General features: G+C 41.5%; 13 protein-coding genes and 1 pseudogene. 5 read left to right on the plus strand and 9 right to left on the minus strand.

What is annotated here, in order from left to right:
• Positions 1–169: 169 nt before the first annotated feature.
• On the minus strand, positions 170–667 hold the full coding sequence (locus GMES_RS00875; protein WP_006990647.1) for a hypothetical protein: 498 nt from the start codon (positions 665–667) through the stop codon (positions 170–172).
• A 710-nt stretch (positions 668–1,377) separates the two neighbouring features.
• On the opposite strand from GMES_RS00875, the gene GMES_RS00880 reads away from it, so the two are divergent.
• Positions 1,378–2,418, plus strand: coding sequence for an AI-2E family transporter (locus GMES_RS00880; RefSeq protein ID WP_006990649.1), 1,041 nt, complete (start codon positions 1,378–1,380; stop codon positions 2,416–2,418).
• A gap of 68 nt (positions 2,419–2,486) precedes the next feature.
• Complete coding sequence (locus GMES_RS00885; protein ID WP_006990650.1) at positions 2,487–3,011, plus strand: DUF421 domain-containing protein; 525 nt, start codon at positions 2,487–2,489, stop codon at positions 3,009–3,011.
• 29 nt (positions 3,012–3,040) lie between these two features.
• Here GMES_RS00885 and GMES_RS00890 read toward each other — a convergent pair whose 3' ends face one another.
• A complete protein-coding gene (locus GMES_RS00890) occupies positions 3,041–3,892 on the minus strand; it encodes a hypothetical protein (protein ID WP_006990651.1) in 852 nt (283 codons plus the stop codon).
• A 236-nt stretch (positions 3,893–4,128) separates the two neighbouring features.
• Between GMES_RS00890 and GMES_RS00895 the strand changes: the two genes are divergently transcribed.
• The 3 genes from GMES_RS00895 (at position 4,129) to GMES_RS00900 (ending at position 5,882) form a co-directional block, all read left to right on the plus strand.
• Positions 4,129–4,359 (plus strand): hypothetical protein, encoded by a 231-nt coding sequence (locus tag GMES_RS00895; protein ID WP_006990653.1) that lies wholly within the window; start codon positions 4,129–4,131, stop codon positions 4,357–4,359.
• A gap of 385 nt (positions 4,360–4,744) precedes the next feature.
• Positions 4,745–4,921, plus strand: a complete 177-nt coding sequence (locus GMES_RS22650; protein ID WP_162832574.1) for a hypothetical protein — start codon at positions 4,745–4,747, stop codon at positions 4,919–4,921.
• Between the two features lie 61 nt (positions 4,922–4,982).
• On the plus strand, positions 4,983–5,882 hold the full coding sequence (locus tag GMES_RS00900) for an SDR family oxidoreductase (protein ID WP_006990655.1): 900 nt from the start codon (positions 4,983–4,985) through the stop codon (positions 5,880–5,882).
• Between the two features lie 157 nt (positions 5,883–6,039).
• On the opposite strand, the pseudogene GMES_RS22080 reads toward GMES_RS00900, so the two are convergent.
• The 7 genes and pseudogenes from GMES_RS22080 to GMES_RS00940 form a co-directional block, all read right to left on the minus strand.
• Positions 6,040–7,162: pseudogene (locus GMES_RS22080) on the minus strand (IS3 family transposase).
• A 48-nt stretch (positions 7,163–7,210) separates the two neighbouring features.
• Positions 7,211–7,492, minus strand: coding sequence for a DUF6538 domain-containing protein (locus GMES_RS22950; protein WP_307522494.1), 282 nt, complete (start codon positions 7,490–7,492; stop codon positions 7,211–7,213).
• 328 nt (positions 7,493–7,820) lie between these two features.
• Positions 7,821–8,534 (minus strand): DUF5677 domain-containing protein, encoded by a 714-nt coding sequence (locus GMES_RS00915; protein ID WP_006990660.1) that lies wholly within the window; start codon positions 8,532–8,534, stop codon positions 7,821–7,823.
• Between the two features lie 816 nt (positions 8,535–9,350).
• The gene (locus GMES_RS00920) at positions 9,351–10,028 is read right to left on the minus strand and encodes a hypothetical protein (RefSeq protein WP_006990661.1); all 678 of its coding nucleotides are present in this window, start codon (positions 10,026–10,028) and stop codon (positions 9,351–9,353) included.
• A complete protein-coding gene (locus GMES_RS00925; protein WP_006990662.1) occupies positions 10,028–12,910 on the minus strand; it encodes a DUF927 domain-containing protein in 2,883 nt (960 codons plus the stop codon). Before GMES_RS00925 ends, GMES_RS00920 begins: the two co-directional genes overlap by 1 nt.
• 298 nt (positions 12,911–13,208) lie before the next feature.
• The gene (locus tag GMES_RS00935) at positions 13,209–13,427 is read right to left on the minus strand and encodes a helix-turn-helix transcriptional regulator (RefSeq protein WP_006990663.1); all 219 of its coding nucleotides are present in this window, start codon (positions 13,425–13,427) and stop codon (positions 13,209–13,211) included.
• A gap of 133 nt (positions 13,428–13,560) precedes the next feature.
• Complete coding sequence (locus GMES_RS00940; protein WP_006990664.1) at positions 13,561–14,310, minus strand: hypothetical protein; 750 nt, start codon at positions 14,308–14,310, stop codon at positions 13,561–13,563.
• Positions 14,311–14,424 lie beyond the last annotated feature (114 nt).

Genomic DNA, 14,424 nt, shown 5'->3' on the forward strand with positions numbered 1-14,424 from the left:
AGGGCAGATTTCTCAGAGTTACGGAGTCAGGGGTAGAGCATAAAAAGGATAAGTTTTTTATAAGTCTAAGATAGTGCAGAGCATTTATGGCTTAAAACTCGCAGCAATGCGCGTGGTTACAAATAGTGGGACGTGGTGAGCTTGGCCCACCACGTCGTAAGTTGTACTGTTACGCGCTAGCGACTTTCACGTCGTCAAAGTGTTTAAACGTTTCTTTAATTAGGTCTTTTTGGTCACTGTTGTCATAATGCACTCCGACTAATACGGAGCCTTCTTTAATTGCATCTTCGTAAAATTTCACTTCATGCTCAGGGATCGCTAGGCCTATCGCACCACCAATAATCCCGCCCGCAGCCGCTCCCGCTCCGCCTGCCGCTAAAGCAGCAACTAGTGGGCCACTAGCAAGTACCCCTACACCACCCGTCGCAACCACTCCTACAGCAGCGAGCCCCCCGACAATCGCCGCCAACACACCACCTGATGAAGCACCTATAGCAACGCCCTCTGGTAATTTAGAATGTTCAGTCAGGGCGAAGCTATCTTTGGTAATTGAATCATTAGCCACTAAAGAAATATTCGCATCGCTGAAGCCTTTGTGTTCAAGCATGGTTATGGCTGCACTTGCTTCGGCGGGGTTTTTAAATAGTCCAGTAATTACATCACTCATAGTTATCTCCTTTAGTTGAGAGCGTTATTGCTCTTGACTTACACCTTGGTACAGCAACCTTCGAGCCATTAATGTAGGCAACAAAATATTAGGCTGAAGTGGGCGTAATATAAGGACAAAGCGAGTTCTTCGTAAAAATCAGCGCTTTCAGTAATGGGAATAAATTACCTATTTCATATGCTAAATCGTGTAAAAAAGCACTCACGCCACTGGTTTTCGTGGTGCTGTAGATATTCTATAAAATGCCCTTGGGAAATATTATGTGCTTTCCCAATGACTTTACTTTGGCACGTTACGACCCAGCTAAACTGCTTTTGTAATGTCGTCATTTTACTCGCACCTTGTTATTGCTCTTTGATTGATCGAGTAATTGAATTAGGGACGGTCCTGCATACTGCGGGTGTCTTTAACTCGTGGACATCGCTAATCCACTACTAAATTGTTGACGTCTAACCCGAATGCTTTTGAGTTTTATTCTTACATTCATCGCTAACTGAATTTTGAGAATTTCCTTCCAATTAACGTAACCGGAACAATTAGCCATCACTGTGTAAGTGCAGTCTGTCATTCATTTTTCAATTTGGCTTGCTCTTTGCTGAGTAGGCTTAATATTGGCCACGCTAGTGCGCGATTGAAATCACTTTCAAGCGTCACTTACCCGTAATGTAATTTATAACTAAAACAACAAATTTTAGGCACTGGGAGTCTCAATGAATTTAAAGTTGGTTGCAAAGCGTACACTCGTGCAGGCTGTTACGACCGTAGCAGTAGTGTTACTTACGTGGTTGATAATAGAAAACAGCAAAATTTTCCTTGTTGCCTTCGGGGGGATCTTGATTGCCATAATGTTTTCCGGCTCAGCTCGCTGGCTCGCGAAAAAGACAAACATCACGGCTAAAGTGTGGCTTCCTATTTCTATGTTAGCTCCTGTATTGCTGCTAGGACTCTTAATGGCTTACGCTGCTCCCAAAATATCGACTCAAGCGAATGAATTGGTCGATAGAATGCCCGAAGCACTTGAGTACGTTAGAGGACAGTTCACAGAATTCAGCTCAATCGGAAAGCTTGACGATAATCTAGACAAAATCACCAACTATGATCCAAAGATGAGCACAGTAATGAATGCTGTTTCTAGCTTATTATCATCAACAATAAATGGCTTGGGAAACTTCATATTCGCTATCATCTTGGCAATATTCTTATCTATAAACCCTAAATGGTATGTCGACGGTGGCCTTACTTTAGTTCCTCCCCCGCATAAGAGTAAGGCGCGAGATCTTCTAAAGAATTGCGAGACTGCCCTAGCAGGTTGGCTACTTGCCAAATTAGCATCAATGGTTATGGTTGGTATTTTTACAACTGTTGGCCTGTGGGCATTGGGGATCGATTTAGCGCTAATACTAGGGATTATTGCTGCTCTTCTCTCTTTTATTCCTAACCTTGGGCCGCTATTAGCGTTTATTCCCGCTGGCTTGGTCAGCATTCTTACCGGAGTTGATACATTGCTATACGTATCTATTTTATATATTGGAATACAAACTGTAGAAAGTTACATTCTTACACCGATACTTCAAGCTGAGATAGCAAGCTTGCCCCCTGCTTTAGTGCTATTAGTTCAAGTATTGCTAGCCAGTATGGTGGGTATGGCTGGTGTGTTACTAGCCGCCCCGCTCACCGTCTTACTCATTGTTATTACCAACCAACTATACGTAAAACGCCTTCACAATAATCAGGATCACGGTAATAGTTAGCATAATAAAATTAGTTTCTTCATAGTCAAATTTACATGTCATAAACCAATGTAATCAAGGAGATAAACATGTTTGTCAACGACCCACTAGCGGACCTTTTTTTACGATCAATGGCGTTAACAGCAATAGCTATGTTCTGGGTTGTGTTGCTGGTGCGAGTCAATGGTTTGAGATCATTTTCTAAGATGACAAACTTTGATTTTGTTATGACTGTCGCCATTGGTTCTCTACTGGCAGGAGCAAGCCAATCAACTGACTGGATCAGTTTTGTGCAGACAATACTCTCTATGGCGATGCTCTTCATCGTTCAATTCACTACCGCCACTATTCGTAAAAAATCAACAACGTTCGAGTCTTTTATGCAAAATCAGCCAGCTCTACTCGTGAAAGATGGGGTTATACTGCACGCCGCCTTGAAAGCCACTCGTGTTGCCGAAACTGACCTTATTGCGAAGCTTCGAGAAGCCAATGTTTTGGACCTCACACAAGTGCGTGCCGTCGCACTTGAAACCACTGGCGACATTTCTGTCATCCATGGCGACAGCTGCTCTGATGAATTATTGCAAGGGGTTAGAACGGTGAAGGAAAAGTAGAAGAAGAGAATCAGCACACTACCAGTTTGTTAGCGCAAATGGTTGTTAAACCAATACTCTTCAATGGCTTTTTCCGCTACGGCACTTAACACATCTTTATTCAGCGCCTCCGAGTAACCCATAGTTGATTTTGCTAGTTCTCTATCTACCATTGCTGTCGCTACTAAGTCTTCAGCGTCTTCTAGTGTCTCACCCGCTTCACAATAACGAACGTGATGTTCACGGTTTGAGATATGCTGCTCTTTCCCGGCGAACCACTTCTTGAAAATCTGCAGCGCTAGTGCCTTGTATCTGGGTTGGTGCCCACCGAAGACGATCATAAAAATATTAGAGCTGGGGTAATCGGTCTCATCGCAGATCCTTTCAAGGTTACTCACAAGGTTATCTAGCTCATCATTAACCGCTTCAGTCATCAATTTAGCGTATATCGACTCTAGCTCTTGTTGATACATGCTCATTGCACTGTGGGGTAGCACATTTGAATGGCTGATTCGTTCTAACAGTTTTGTGGTTACATCGGCTACCTCTTTACCCAGTCCGAGCGGCGCCTGTTGCCGAATTTGTGAAACCCACTTCTTAACCTGACAACGTGTGGTTTCATCTACTGAATGCCTTAATTGATAGTATACCGCTAGAGTCGCATGGCTCATCGCTTTTAGGTTTTGGTAGCGTTCATCATTTATGACATATTCTTTCACTTCGCTTCCCGCTTTGACGATAAGTCTGCTATCAATACGGCAAATTAGCATGACCTCACCATCGTTAATGCTTGTAACAGCCTTTGCTTTCTCCACTTGATAAAATCGATGGAATTGTGCATTAATTTCCCCTAAAGGATTGCCTTTAGGTTCTCGTATTGAGTCTTCAACAATAATTGCCATTTCATTCACCTCGAACTTTCTGATCCCCATGCAATGATGAGATCACTGGTATCTTTACCCTAGTGTAAAAACGAATCCACAAAGAGCTTAATGCTCGTTCACTTATTTACTCTTGCCATCAAAGTAAACACTATACAAAACACATACCACTCAGATGCATCATTGCCTACTGCGCATAAGTGGCATACAGCTTGCGTCGTTAACATGGCAAATTCAATCATATCTAGGAGGACTTCATGAGTAATCAATTCGATAAAAATAGTATTTCAGAAACATTTGCGGACACCCTAAGCGAAGCCGAAAAGCGCAAGTTATATAATGCAGTTTCCAGCCAGCGCCAGAAAGCGGTGAGTGCACTAACAAAGGTAAGCACCTACGTTAAAGCCAATCCTGTCAAAGCCACTGGGTTAGCAGTGTTAGGCGGGTTAATTATTAACTCTATTTTAAGAAGCGATTCACACCGCTAATATAAGTGCAATTAGTGCAGCGATACATCTGTGGCCCCCATCACTGGTATCGCTGTACTCTTATAATTTCGTTAATATCGGCATCTTGATTTTCACGTATTTCATAGCATGGACCGCGAGGCCGTGATTCAGTTAAGTGCTTCTTTGTAAGTCAAAGGTAGACATTGGCGTGTAATTTTTTCCTCATCATTAAGCATTATTGTCAATATATTTTCCGAACGAGCTTAACCCACATTCCGCTGCGGTACGAATGCCTCCGAAAAACCTTTTAAACCTAGTACTTTCACTGCAAAACCATTCATTTGGCACATCTATTGCTGATTTTAAAGTGCTGTAAAATATATATCAAAAGTTGTAGACCTTAAAATATAGAAGGAGATGCAAAGTGAAAACTTTCCAAGATAGATATAATCTTCACGTAGATATTGATCCCATCGAAAATCACGTAGATGGCACATTTCGTAAGCTCAATCGTACTATCCGCTCATTACACAAATCTACACCCAACCATCGTAGTGACAGATGGCATGATCGTGACTCAGATCGATTATCAAGCCGTTAATTACTTCCAAATAGATCCTATCCACCTATAACAAACACAATGTTTGAAGGAGTTTTTGATAATGAAAAACAATCAATTTACGATACAAGATCCCAGAAGCCAGTATCAAATGAGCGATACCGAAAAAGACAGCGAGCAACCTGACCCCGGCTTAGATGAAATATTAAAACCCAAGGCGGACCATGGTGAAGACACTTATCTTGGAAGTGGTAGATTAAAAGGTCGAAAAGCACTGATAACGGGCGGGGATTCTGGCATTGGAAGAGCTGTAGCCATTGCCTTTGCCAGAGAGGGAGCTGACGTCGTTATCAACTACCTGCCAAGTGAAGAAGAGGACGCAAACGATACACTAGATATTTTAAAAGCGAGTGGCATTAACGCTTTCGGGATCCCTGGGGACATATCTGATGAAGATTTTTGCAAAAGCTTAGTCACTAAGAGCGCAGAAAATCTCGGTTCAATCGATATATTGGTAAACAATGCAGGGAAACAACAGTTCGTCGCCGACTTAGAAGATTTAAGTACCGAACAGTTCTGTCAAACCTACGCGACTAACGTATTTGGTATGTTTTGGATAACCAAAGCTGCGGTAAAACATATGCCCCCCGGTGCCAGTATCATTAACAGTACGTCGATTCAAAGTTATCAGCCATCCGCTGGTCTATTAGATTACGCGTCAACTAAAGGTGCAATTACCAGTTTCACTAAGGGCTTAGCAAAAATGCTGATTGATAGAGGCATTCGCGTTAATGGTGTTGCTCCAGGTCCTATTTGGACCCCATTGCAGCAAAGCGGAGGACAGCCAGCTAAAAAATTACCGAAATTTGGCGAGAACGTGCCGATTGGCAGGCCTGGACAACCAGCTGAGCTAGCACCTGTTTATGTGTATTTGGCTTCGCAAGAATCTAGTTATGTCACCGCTGAGATCATGGGTGTAACAGGTGGCCAACACCTACCTTAACGATATCAATGATCGCCTGTAAACGGCGGTGTGAGCACTATATGACTCAGAAAAGAACATATGTCTCATGCCGCTATTAATGAGGAAGTCGGTCAAAATTGATTAATGCACTTCGAAAATGTAGAGCTCAACTGATCTTCCCCAGTTTCGTAGACACTTAACTTGCCTGAGAATATGTATTTTCATATTCATCTGGAGATACATGACCAAGATGGCTGTGTAGTCGAGTTCGATTGTAAAACACTTCTATGTAGTCAAACAAATCTGCCTTAGCTTCACTTCGCGTTGAGAACACTTTTCGCTTTACACGTTCAGTCTTGAGCGAGTGGATAAACCTTCTGCAACCGCATTATCCAGACAATGATCTCTGCGACTCATACTTGGTATCAAATTATGGGCGGCTAAGAAATCTAAATAGTCTCCACTGGCATATTGGCTACCTAGATCACTATGTGCAATAACGTCTTTTGCTTTAGGTCTTCGCCATACCGCCATAAGTAGTGCTTTAATAACAATGCCTGTCGTCATGGTCTGTTGCATTGACCAGCCAATCACTTTGCGTGAGAACAAGTCCAATACGACAGCCAGATATAGCCATCCTTCATTTGTCTTAATGTAAGTAATATCTGATACCCACGCGGTATCAGGCTCGCATACAACAAATTGCTGTAGTAGATGATTATCTGCGGCAATATGAGGTGTAGACGACTTAAAATAACGCCGTTTATAGCCAATATTAGCTTTGAGCTTGGCTTGCTTCATCAACTTGGCTACACGGTTTTCTCCGCATGATTCACCCGAACGACGCAGCTCATGTGTGATGCGTGGGCTGTCATAAACACCGCCACTTTGTACATAACTGGCTTGGATCTGTTTAAGCAATCGTAGGTTGGCTTTTTCTGCTTTAGATTGAGGCTCTTTCAACCAAGCGTAAAAGCCGCCGCGGTGAACATTTAACACCCTGCACATGGTATTAACGCGATAAACATTGAGTCGAGATTTTATGAACGTGTACTTTTCTTTGACTCGCTTGCAACGTACACGGCGGCCTCCTTTAGGATGTTGCGCTGTTCAGTTACTCGCTTTAACTCAGCTTTAAGCTTGCGTATTTCTTCTTGCTCTGCCGATTGGCTGGCGGGCACTTTCGCCTTAGTCACCCAGTAATAGAGTGACTTATCTGATATACCTAAACGTTTAGAAACGTCAGGTACAGAATAGCCTTTTTCAACCACTTGGCGAACGGCTTCTTTTTTAAATTCATCGGGATATTTTTTATTCATAACACTTTTTACCTTACTTAGGTTTCTAAGTAAAAAGTGTCTACAGAGTTAGGGAAGATCAGATTGAATATCTTCTAGTGCATCGACGTACCAACGGTTAGCTATGATCTGACAGTCTCTTAAACTGAGTTCTTGAGAGCTATCGTCTGTGAGTTGCAGTTCTGCTAGTCGTATTTGGTTATCAACATCTGCGAGCAAGGGGATGATTAGGCTTTTGGCTTCACGTAAATCTTTGGTGTTTAGAGATTGTTTGAAGACAGCTTTCCCAATGATAGGGACTAGACGTTTTGGAACACCTTTTCTGAGGGGGGTAAATACCAGATTTTGGATGCTTGAAAGGAGAACTCATTATACTCATTTGTACCAACCTTTTGTACCAGTTGGCACGCAAGGTCAATCCGCTAAACCCTAGAAACAACAAGGCCCTGCGTCATGCAAGGCCTTGATGGTATATGGCGGGAGAGAGGGATTCAATTTAAACGCATAAGAAGTTGATTAAAATAATGTTTTTTAAAATACAAATCTAAAAATGTTACCAACAGTGTTACCAAAAATTGAAATCATCGACTTTCGTTCCTTAAACAATAAAATTATTTTAAGCGAGTTCAAAATAAATCCTAATTCGCGTGCCATATATTGATTCCACAGGGATAAATCATTAATTTTCATTATTTTGGCTAACTTCGAGTGAAAAGAACTTCTCGTAGCCAGAGTCAAAAATAGAGTGAATTAAGTAGCTACACTGCCGCAATTGAATGGCTCCAGTACCTATAAACGCCAAAAGCTCGTTATCCTCCCTCTCTCTGAATAGTACAATTTCGAATGTCTTGGCGTCGGCTAGCAGCCTTAAAAACCTATCATTGAGCGCACTAATGTTATTGTGCGAATATAAACAAAGCATCGCATAGATAGTTTTATATTCGTTTAACAACTTTGCCTTCTTAAATTTGTTAAAAACGTTTAGGGGGGGATATTTGCGCTCTTTAAGACTGCACAGTTGATGCTGGTGATGTTCTAGCATTCTTTTTAAATCTGGATTATTTGCTATACCCTGTACGTAAGGATTGCTGCCTTCATTTGATTCTGTTAATAATTTAATCCAACTGTGATGAAAACTAGCTTCCATAAAATAGCCGTATTTACGATCGTTCGCTAAATTTACAAAATCAACATAAGCCTCTAAGAAGGACCTAAATACTATTGGAACTGCAATATCTCTTTTATTATTTACTAATAAGAGGATGGAGTCAGAGAACTCAATTAGAGCAGAGTACAGGGTTACTAAATTTTTATGCCAAGGATGTTTCTTATCAAACCTCAGCTTATCTATATATTTTTCAGCAGTCTTTAGTTCAGTTTCTAAATTTTCCATAACTTTCCTGTATTAAATTCGCATAGAGTGCAAATATTTGCACTTTTTTGCATTCTATTTATCTGTAGTGCAAACCATCAATGTCTTAATTCTATTGGCCTAGATAATAGTATTTGCACAGTTTGCACTTTTTGCACTCTAAAACAGTCACCCTAAGATTGCATCCCCTCGCCCCTTTCGGTAAACGCTAGCGCGGCCTACAATAACAGATGGGCTAAATTGAACTAGTGAGAACACTTAATAATGATTTAGTTATATAGAGTAATACCTTTAGGTAAAACGGAACCCCCTATACTTAGCATGTAGCTGTTAGAAACTCGGGGCCTTGTGCTCCGTATACCGCTATGGCTCCAAAGGACCCGCGGCCTGTTGCAATATATATCTGTTAACTCTTTGGTTTACATAGATAAAACCATTGATATAACTGGTTATATACACAGATCACTTAGATAACTAAGTAGTTACTGTCTTAATAGTAGGTTGTACTAACCAAACGTTCTGTCCTGTGTCATCACCTGGTTACTGTTGGTGAGCATCATTAACCAACCGCACTTAAGTCATATAGTCATTTAAAGAACGTTCTTATACTTCTCTATTAATCATTCGTTTGTTGGCACTGGAGGCCAAAGGCCGCATGTGTATTTTAACAGCGGGGAACGGGGATAGACTCAGCCCCAGTGAATTGCAGTGCAAATAGTGCAAACTGTGCAAATAACCAGTAATAATACTTATAAATCAAATAGATACTAATTTGCACTATCGATTAGACGTGTGCAAAAAAGTGCAAACATTTGCACTCTATGGATAAAAAACATACTAATTACACTCTTTAGTGAGTGATTTAAGCCATTCCGCGCTGAAGTGTTGGCACACATTGCATCGTACAATGTAATAGTTGTCTCCCTCTTCCTGCAAAGTAATTAAACCATTCTCGATTAACCCGCTTAGAGCTGTTTTTATTAATCGGTAGCCTTCCGTTCCCTGCTCTCTCGACTGTATATATGGGTCAAACGTCAACGCCTTATCGGCCTGCGCATGTGAGAATACAGAGTAGAAGGAATCAACATTTAACTTAGGTCGTATGAGCCTCACGTATAGCGCCAATGACGCATAATCCAATGTCAGGTTGTTGAGCATATCGAATTCGGTAGGTGTTAATGTTCTAAGGCCACCAGCTAAGCCCCGTATATATTCTACTGGATTAGCAATGGTTTTTTGGTCATTGCGTTTTGGCGAGCTAGGCTGAACCAAATGGATAGTTTTAAGATGGTTTAACGTGGTACGGATCCGAGAACGCTTCATAGGAACTAGGTTTCCACTCTGACTTATTGAGCCGTTTAGCTTTGTCATTTCTGGCTGCGTTAGGTATATAGGTGATTGCTCTCCAACGTCTAGATAGCAAAATACCCTTACATACAATGCAATAGCATCAAAGGGCAATTCACGGCACCACAATGCCTTTAGTTCTTCGTCTGTTAGAAAAGGGGCTAGCATCAAGACTGCTCCTTGTCACCGCTAAAGCGCTCGATAACCTCAGTCAGTTTTGAGGCTTTAAATTTATATACTTGCTGCGCTTTCTCACCGTAACCGGGTAGCTTTTCACGAGTACATAAACGATTCCTTTGTAACTCAGAATCTCTGAGTATTGATACCCCCTCAGCCCTAAGCACTGTAGCAACTCGACGATGATCAAACCCTTTACACAACTGTTGCTCAAAGGCTTGCTTGGTTACGATGTACACGTGGTCGGTAGTATCACCGTCTAATTGGTTCTTAACAGTTTCAGTTTGCCTAAATCCCCATAGCTCATTGCGACTAGGTACATGATCATCTATGGCTGTAGAGTTGTCGTGCTGCTTTTTGTCCCAGCGTCTAAAATACCGCTCACCATACAATTCAATTTGAGAGGCAACATGCTTAAGTATCTGCATTTCTTCTATGTTGCCAGTACCGCCTCTACGTTTGAGCCAAGCCTTGAACTGGCTTTTAGCAGCGTTAGTACACGTCTCCGGGTCCCAACCAGTTAAACCATAATTTGTTGCAAGCTCCCCTGCTAGTGCAACCACGGCAAACTTTTCTGCAGCACGTCCGACTTGACCGTTTGCTTGATCCCCTAGTACATCACGTTTAAAGTCTGCAATCATATCCAACATGAATATCGCAATCTCTTTACGCCCATCACCTACTAAATTACAAATGAACTCTCTAAATACAGTCCCATGATACTTGGTAACGGATTTTCTTAGATAATCTGATAAGTCAGCACCACCAGCAAAACCCTTGCTGTCATTGAATATCCCTAACCTTTTGCGTGTAATTTCGTCTTCGTGCGGACTTGCGTATATTGAAATAAAGCGCATTTCCATACCACCTGTAACACTTTGCCCCACGTCCGATAAATATTGTTCTAAGGTTTTTTCACCGTTTGAAATAAAAGCAAGCTGCCAAGTTGATGTTGCCTTATCTTTATAGTCCCCAGAGCGATTCTTACCTTTGCCATTTCCCAACATGTAAATAATGTTTCCGATAATACGACTGTCTGCTTGGTTCATCTCATCTAGTGCAAGTAGCATGTCAGAGTGCCCAGCGGCTATATCCTCTAAAGCGTTGTCTGTATTTTTCCACCCTTTAACATAGTGTTCTGGCGCTCCATACACTGAGCTAGCAACATTCAATAGAGTAGACTTGCCTAGTGAACTATCACCATAGAAGTGAAAGCCTATATTTTCTGACATGCCTAAGATATTCACCAATGGCGCACTAAAAGCGATACTTAGAGCCAGCACTGCTAAATCATTTCCACAACACTTATCAGCTATATGTTCACGCCACTCAGCAACACTCCCTTTTACTGAGATTTTACCTACTTTAGCGGAATCATTATCAAACAATAGAGGCTTGCTGGTGGTGCCTATTGTTTCCGCTGGTAAAACAAATACTTCGCCATGCCACCCCAACTTAGAAACTAACCCGACTCGATTAGCCGGCTCACTTGCTTGCAGGTATTGTAATACTTTTCTGCCTGAATCCCTGTTAGCCTCAATACGCAACCCCCTATCTAGTAGACCTTTACGTATGTCCGTACCGTTATCAGTAGCAAATAGCTTCATTGGTATGTTCCAGCTTTTCTCTAAGCCGTCATAATCATTGAACTCAACGAGTAACCCCCAGTTCTGTCCCGTTCCACCAGCATCAACCGTTCTTGCTTTGATTTTGAGTGGTGAGCAAATAAGATTAGCAATCTGATTACCGTTATTATCTAAATTGATCGCCTCTACGCCCCTGTCGCTAATTTTAAAGCCTTTAGGGATAGCAGAGTCTAGGGTGTGCGTTGATATAGCTGTGGGCGTATTTATGGTTAGTTTTTTTGTTTCACTGAGCAATTCAATATGCTGAGCAGTCCAACCCATTGCAACCGCGTCATAGGCATCAGCTTTATCAGGCCAAGTGACAGCATCACCGAAACTAACTGAATTTTCACCATTGATAACTGGCGCAACCTCAAAAGCTGTAATGTCGATAACATCAACATTCGAACAACCTAAGTCTTTGAGCAGTACACACAGTTGGTTTGCACATGACTGGCCAGCGGGATCATTGTCAGGCCATATCAATACATCACGGCTCACGATGGGTTTAAAGTCTGTTTTTCCTATGGAGTTCGTACCGCTTAACCATGTCATACAAATATGTGATGGGAATAACTGCTTTGCCGCGTCTGTGGCTTTCTCCCCCTCACATAGAACAATGGTTGCGTCTGGTTTGCTGTTTAGTTCATGCAATCCATATAGGGGGCGTTTGTCAGGTATAGACCTCCATAGCCACTTCTTTTCCCCTTGGTCAGAACAGCCATAAGTTAATGGCTTAAAGCTCTTTTTGATTTTGCCTTTTTCGGCTGTCTCAAACCGAAGCATCTTGATCAATAATTCTCCCGATTCGTCTAGATATTCCCAAACCGTTTTTGGTTTACCTAATGAGCGGTCTGAAGTAGGACAAGAACCCAAAACCTCTTTTGGTACTGGTAAAATAGGTGTCCATTTTACTTTGGCTGGTCGTAGCTTTGCTGGTGGCCGTTCTTGGGTTAAGCCACCAGCCCCAAGATAGTTTGATAATTCCTTATATGCATCACCCTGAGATTGGTTAGTAACATAAGCAACAAGAGAGATTAAATCCGCACCTTTATCCCCTGTGGCGAAATCTGACCATATACCAGTAACCATATTCACTTTAAACGAGCCAGCGCGACTGTCAGAACGCTTAGGATTTAGCACTACGTATTCGTCAGACTCGTATTTGCCACCAGGTAAATAATGTTCAACTACATCATGTGAGCGCGACAACGCAACATCAGCCAAGTGTTTGAAATCAAGACCCATTAAATCTGCCCCCTAGCATTTGACTCAGCACCGCAATTTGGGCAGATATAAACAGCTTTAAAAGCTGGTGGCGGGTGTTTAATGAATCGGTCTGTTTGTTCCCTTACGTATATTGTTATTTGCTCTTGGGGCTTTACGAAGAACGTTCTAACAGTAAAAAGATTGTTTTTATAAAGTGGGTCATTTGGCGTAAATTCTAGTAATACCCTAGACGGCTTGGTCATCCTGTTATCGTCAATGAACGCGTTAGCCGCATTTACGCTGCTAGCAATCATATAAAAATGGGAGTTTCTTAACATTAGTCTGTACCTCGTGATAACGCGATACGCTCCTGTTTCCACTGATTGACCTCAGACATTAACCAACCGGAGGCACGTAAACCCAAACTAATTGGTTTAGGGAATTCATCTTGTTTGATTAATTTATATATGGTGCTTTTCTTAAGGCCAGTCTCCGCTTCAACGTCAGAGATCCTAAGGAAAGGATCAGATGTGTTATTCATTGATTGATTGTTCATTAGCTTACCTATTCGTCTATAGACACGTAATTGCATCTACAGCAGGGAGGCTATTTATTGAAACAACTTTTTATAAGGTGGGATTCTCAGCTAAAACGGCGAGAATCATATTAAGATATTAAAAATCAATTGGTTAAATATCTATTTTTTTAGGAGGCCACGGAGCAATTCTTCTAAAGTCTGAGTCAGATAGTTCTTGCAGTTCTGGATAGAAAACAAGACAGAGTAGCCGAACGGCTTTTCTTTGTGGGTTGCCCGTCTTATTCCCAAAGTAATTTACTAGCACTTGGGCAAAGTAAGCGCGAGAGGCGTTTTTATCATTTGGCTTATTAATGGCAACTGGGAAATCTTCAAGCCAAGGGTTTATGGTGTACTCATCTTCATACTGAATAGCTTTTAAAACTTGGCTTATCTCCATTTGAGAGTTGCAATCTAAATAAATACTACCTTTAGTGCTTTCAGGAAGTTCAACGTTATCAACATTATTTACTGTCTTAACAATCTTACCAGCCAGTGATAAAGATTCTCTATCCAAGACCGATTCATATACTGTGTCTGATATTAACTCACCAAGAAGTCTAGCTGTTTTCCTGATTTTATCTCTATGCACCTTCCTTTGTGTTGGAGTCATTGACTCCATTTTATTAGGTTTAGCACTTACAGCTCGCATCAGCACTCGAATGAAGTCAACAAGCTCAATGTTATTAATGACTGCAAACTCCTCCCAAAAAGAACAGGCGTTATAATCATTGAAATTTATGAATCTACTACGTATTACTCGAACACAGTCTTGCTTGGGGTGATTGGCCCATTCAGTTATATACATTTCAATGTAATTGGAAACGAATACAGGCACCCATGATGGATAACTACTAGATGACATACCGTACCCCTACGGAACCCAAATAAGTTACCAAGCCAAACAGTTGGGTACTGTCTTTCGGGAGCTAACCTAGGCTTAGTAAAACAACATTAAATGATGTGATATTTAAACATA

Source organism: Paraglaciecola mesophila KMM 241 (genome assembly GCF_000315015.1).
Classification (GTDB): Bacteria; Pseudomonadota; Gammaproteobacteria; order Enterobacterales; family Alteromonadaceae; genus Paraglaciecola; species Paraglaciecola mesophila.

Coding starts and splice junctions, on each gene's coding strand:
- GMES_RS00875 (WP_006990647.1), bottom strand. CDS start 667: ATGAGTGATGTAATTACTGGACTATTTAAAAACCCCGCCGAAGCAAGT.
- GMES_RS00880 (WP_006990649.1), top strand. CDS start 1,378: ATGAATTTAAAGTTGGTTGCAAAGCGTACACTCGTGCAGGCTGTTACG.
- GMES_RS00885 (WP_006990650.1), top strand. CDS start 2,487: ATGTTTGTCAACGACCCACTAGCGGACCTTTTTTTACGATCAATGGCG.
- GMES_RS00890 (WP_006990651.1), bottom strand. CDS start 3,892: ATGGCAATTATTGTTGAAGACTCAATACGAGAACCTAAAGGCAATCCT.
- GMES_RS00895 (WP_006990653.1), top strand. CDS start 4,129: ATGAGTAATCAATTCGATAAAAATAGTATTTCAGAAACATTTGCGGAC.
- GMES_RS00900 (WP_006990655.1), top strand. CDS start 4,983: ATGAAAAACAATCAATTTACGATACAAGATCCCAGAAGCCAGTATCAA.
- GMES_RS00915 (WP_006990660.1), bottom strand. CDS start 8,534: ATGGAAAATTTAGAAACTGAACTAAAGACTGCTGAAAAATATATAGAT.
- GMES_RS00920 (WP_006990661.1), bottom strand. CDS start 10,028: ATGCTAGCCCCTTTTCTAACAGACGAAGAACTAAAGGCATTGTGGTGC.
- GMES_RS00925 (WP_006990662.1), bottom strand. CDS start 12,910: ATGGGTCTTGATTTCAAACACTTGGCTGATGTTGCGTTGTCGCGCTCA.
- GMES_RS00935 (WP_006990663.1), bottom strand. CDS start 13,427: ATGAACAATCAATCAATGAATAACACATCTGATCCTTTCCTTAGGATC.
- GMES_RS00940 (WP_006990664.1), bottom strand. CDS start 14,310: ATGTCATCTAGTAGTTATCCATCATGGGTGCCTGTATTCGTTTCCAAT.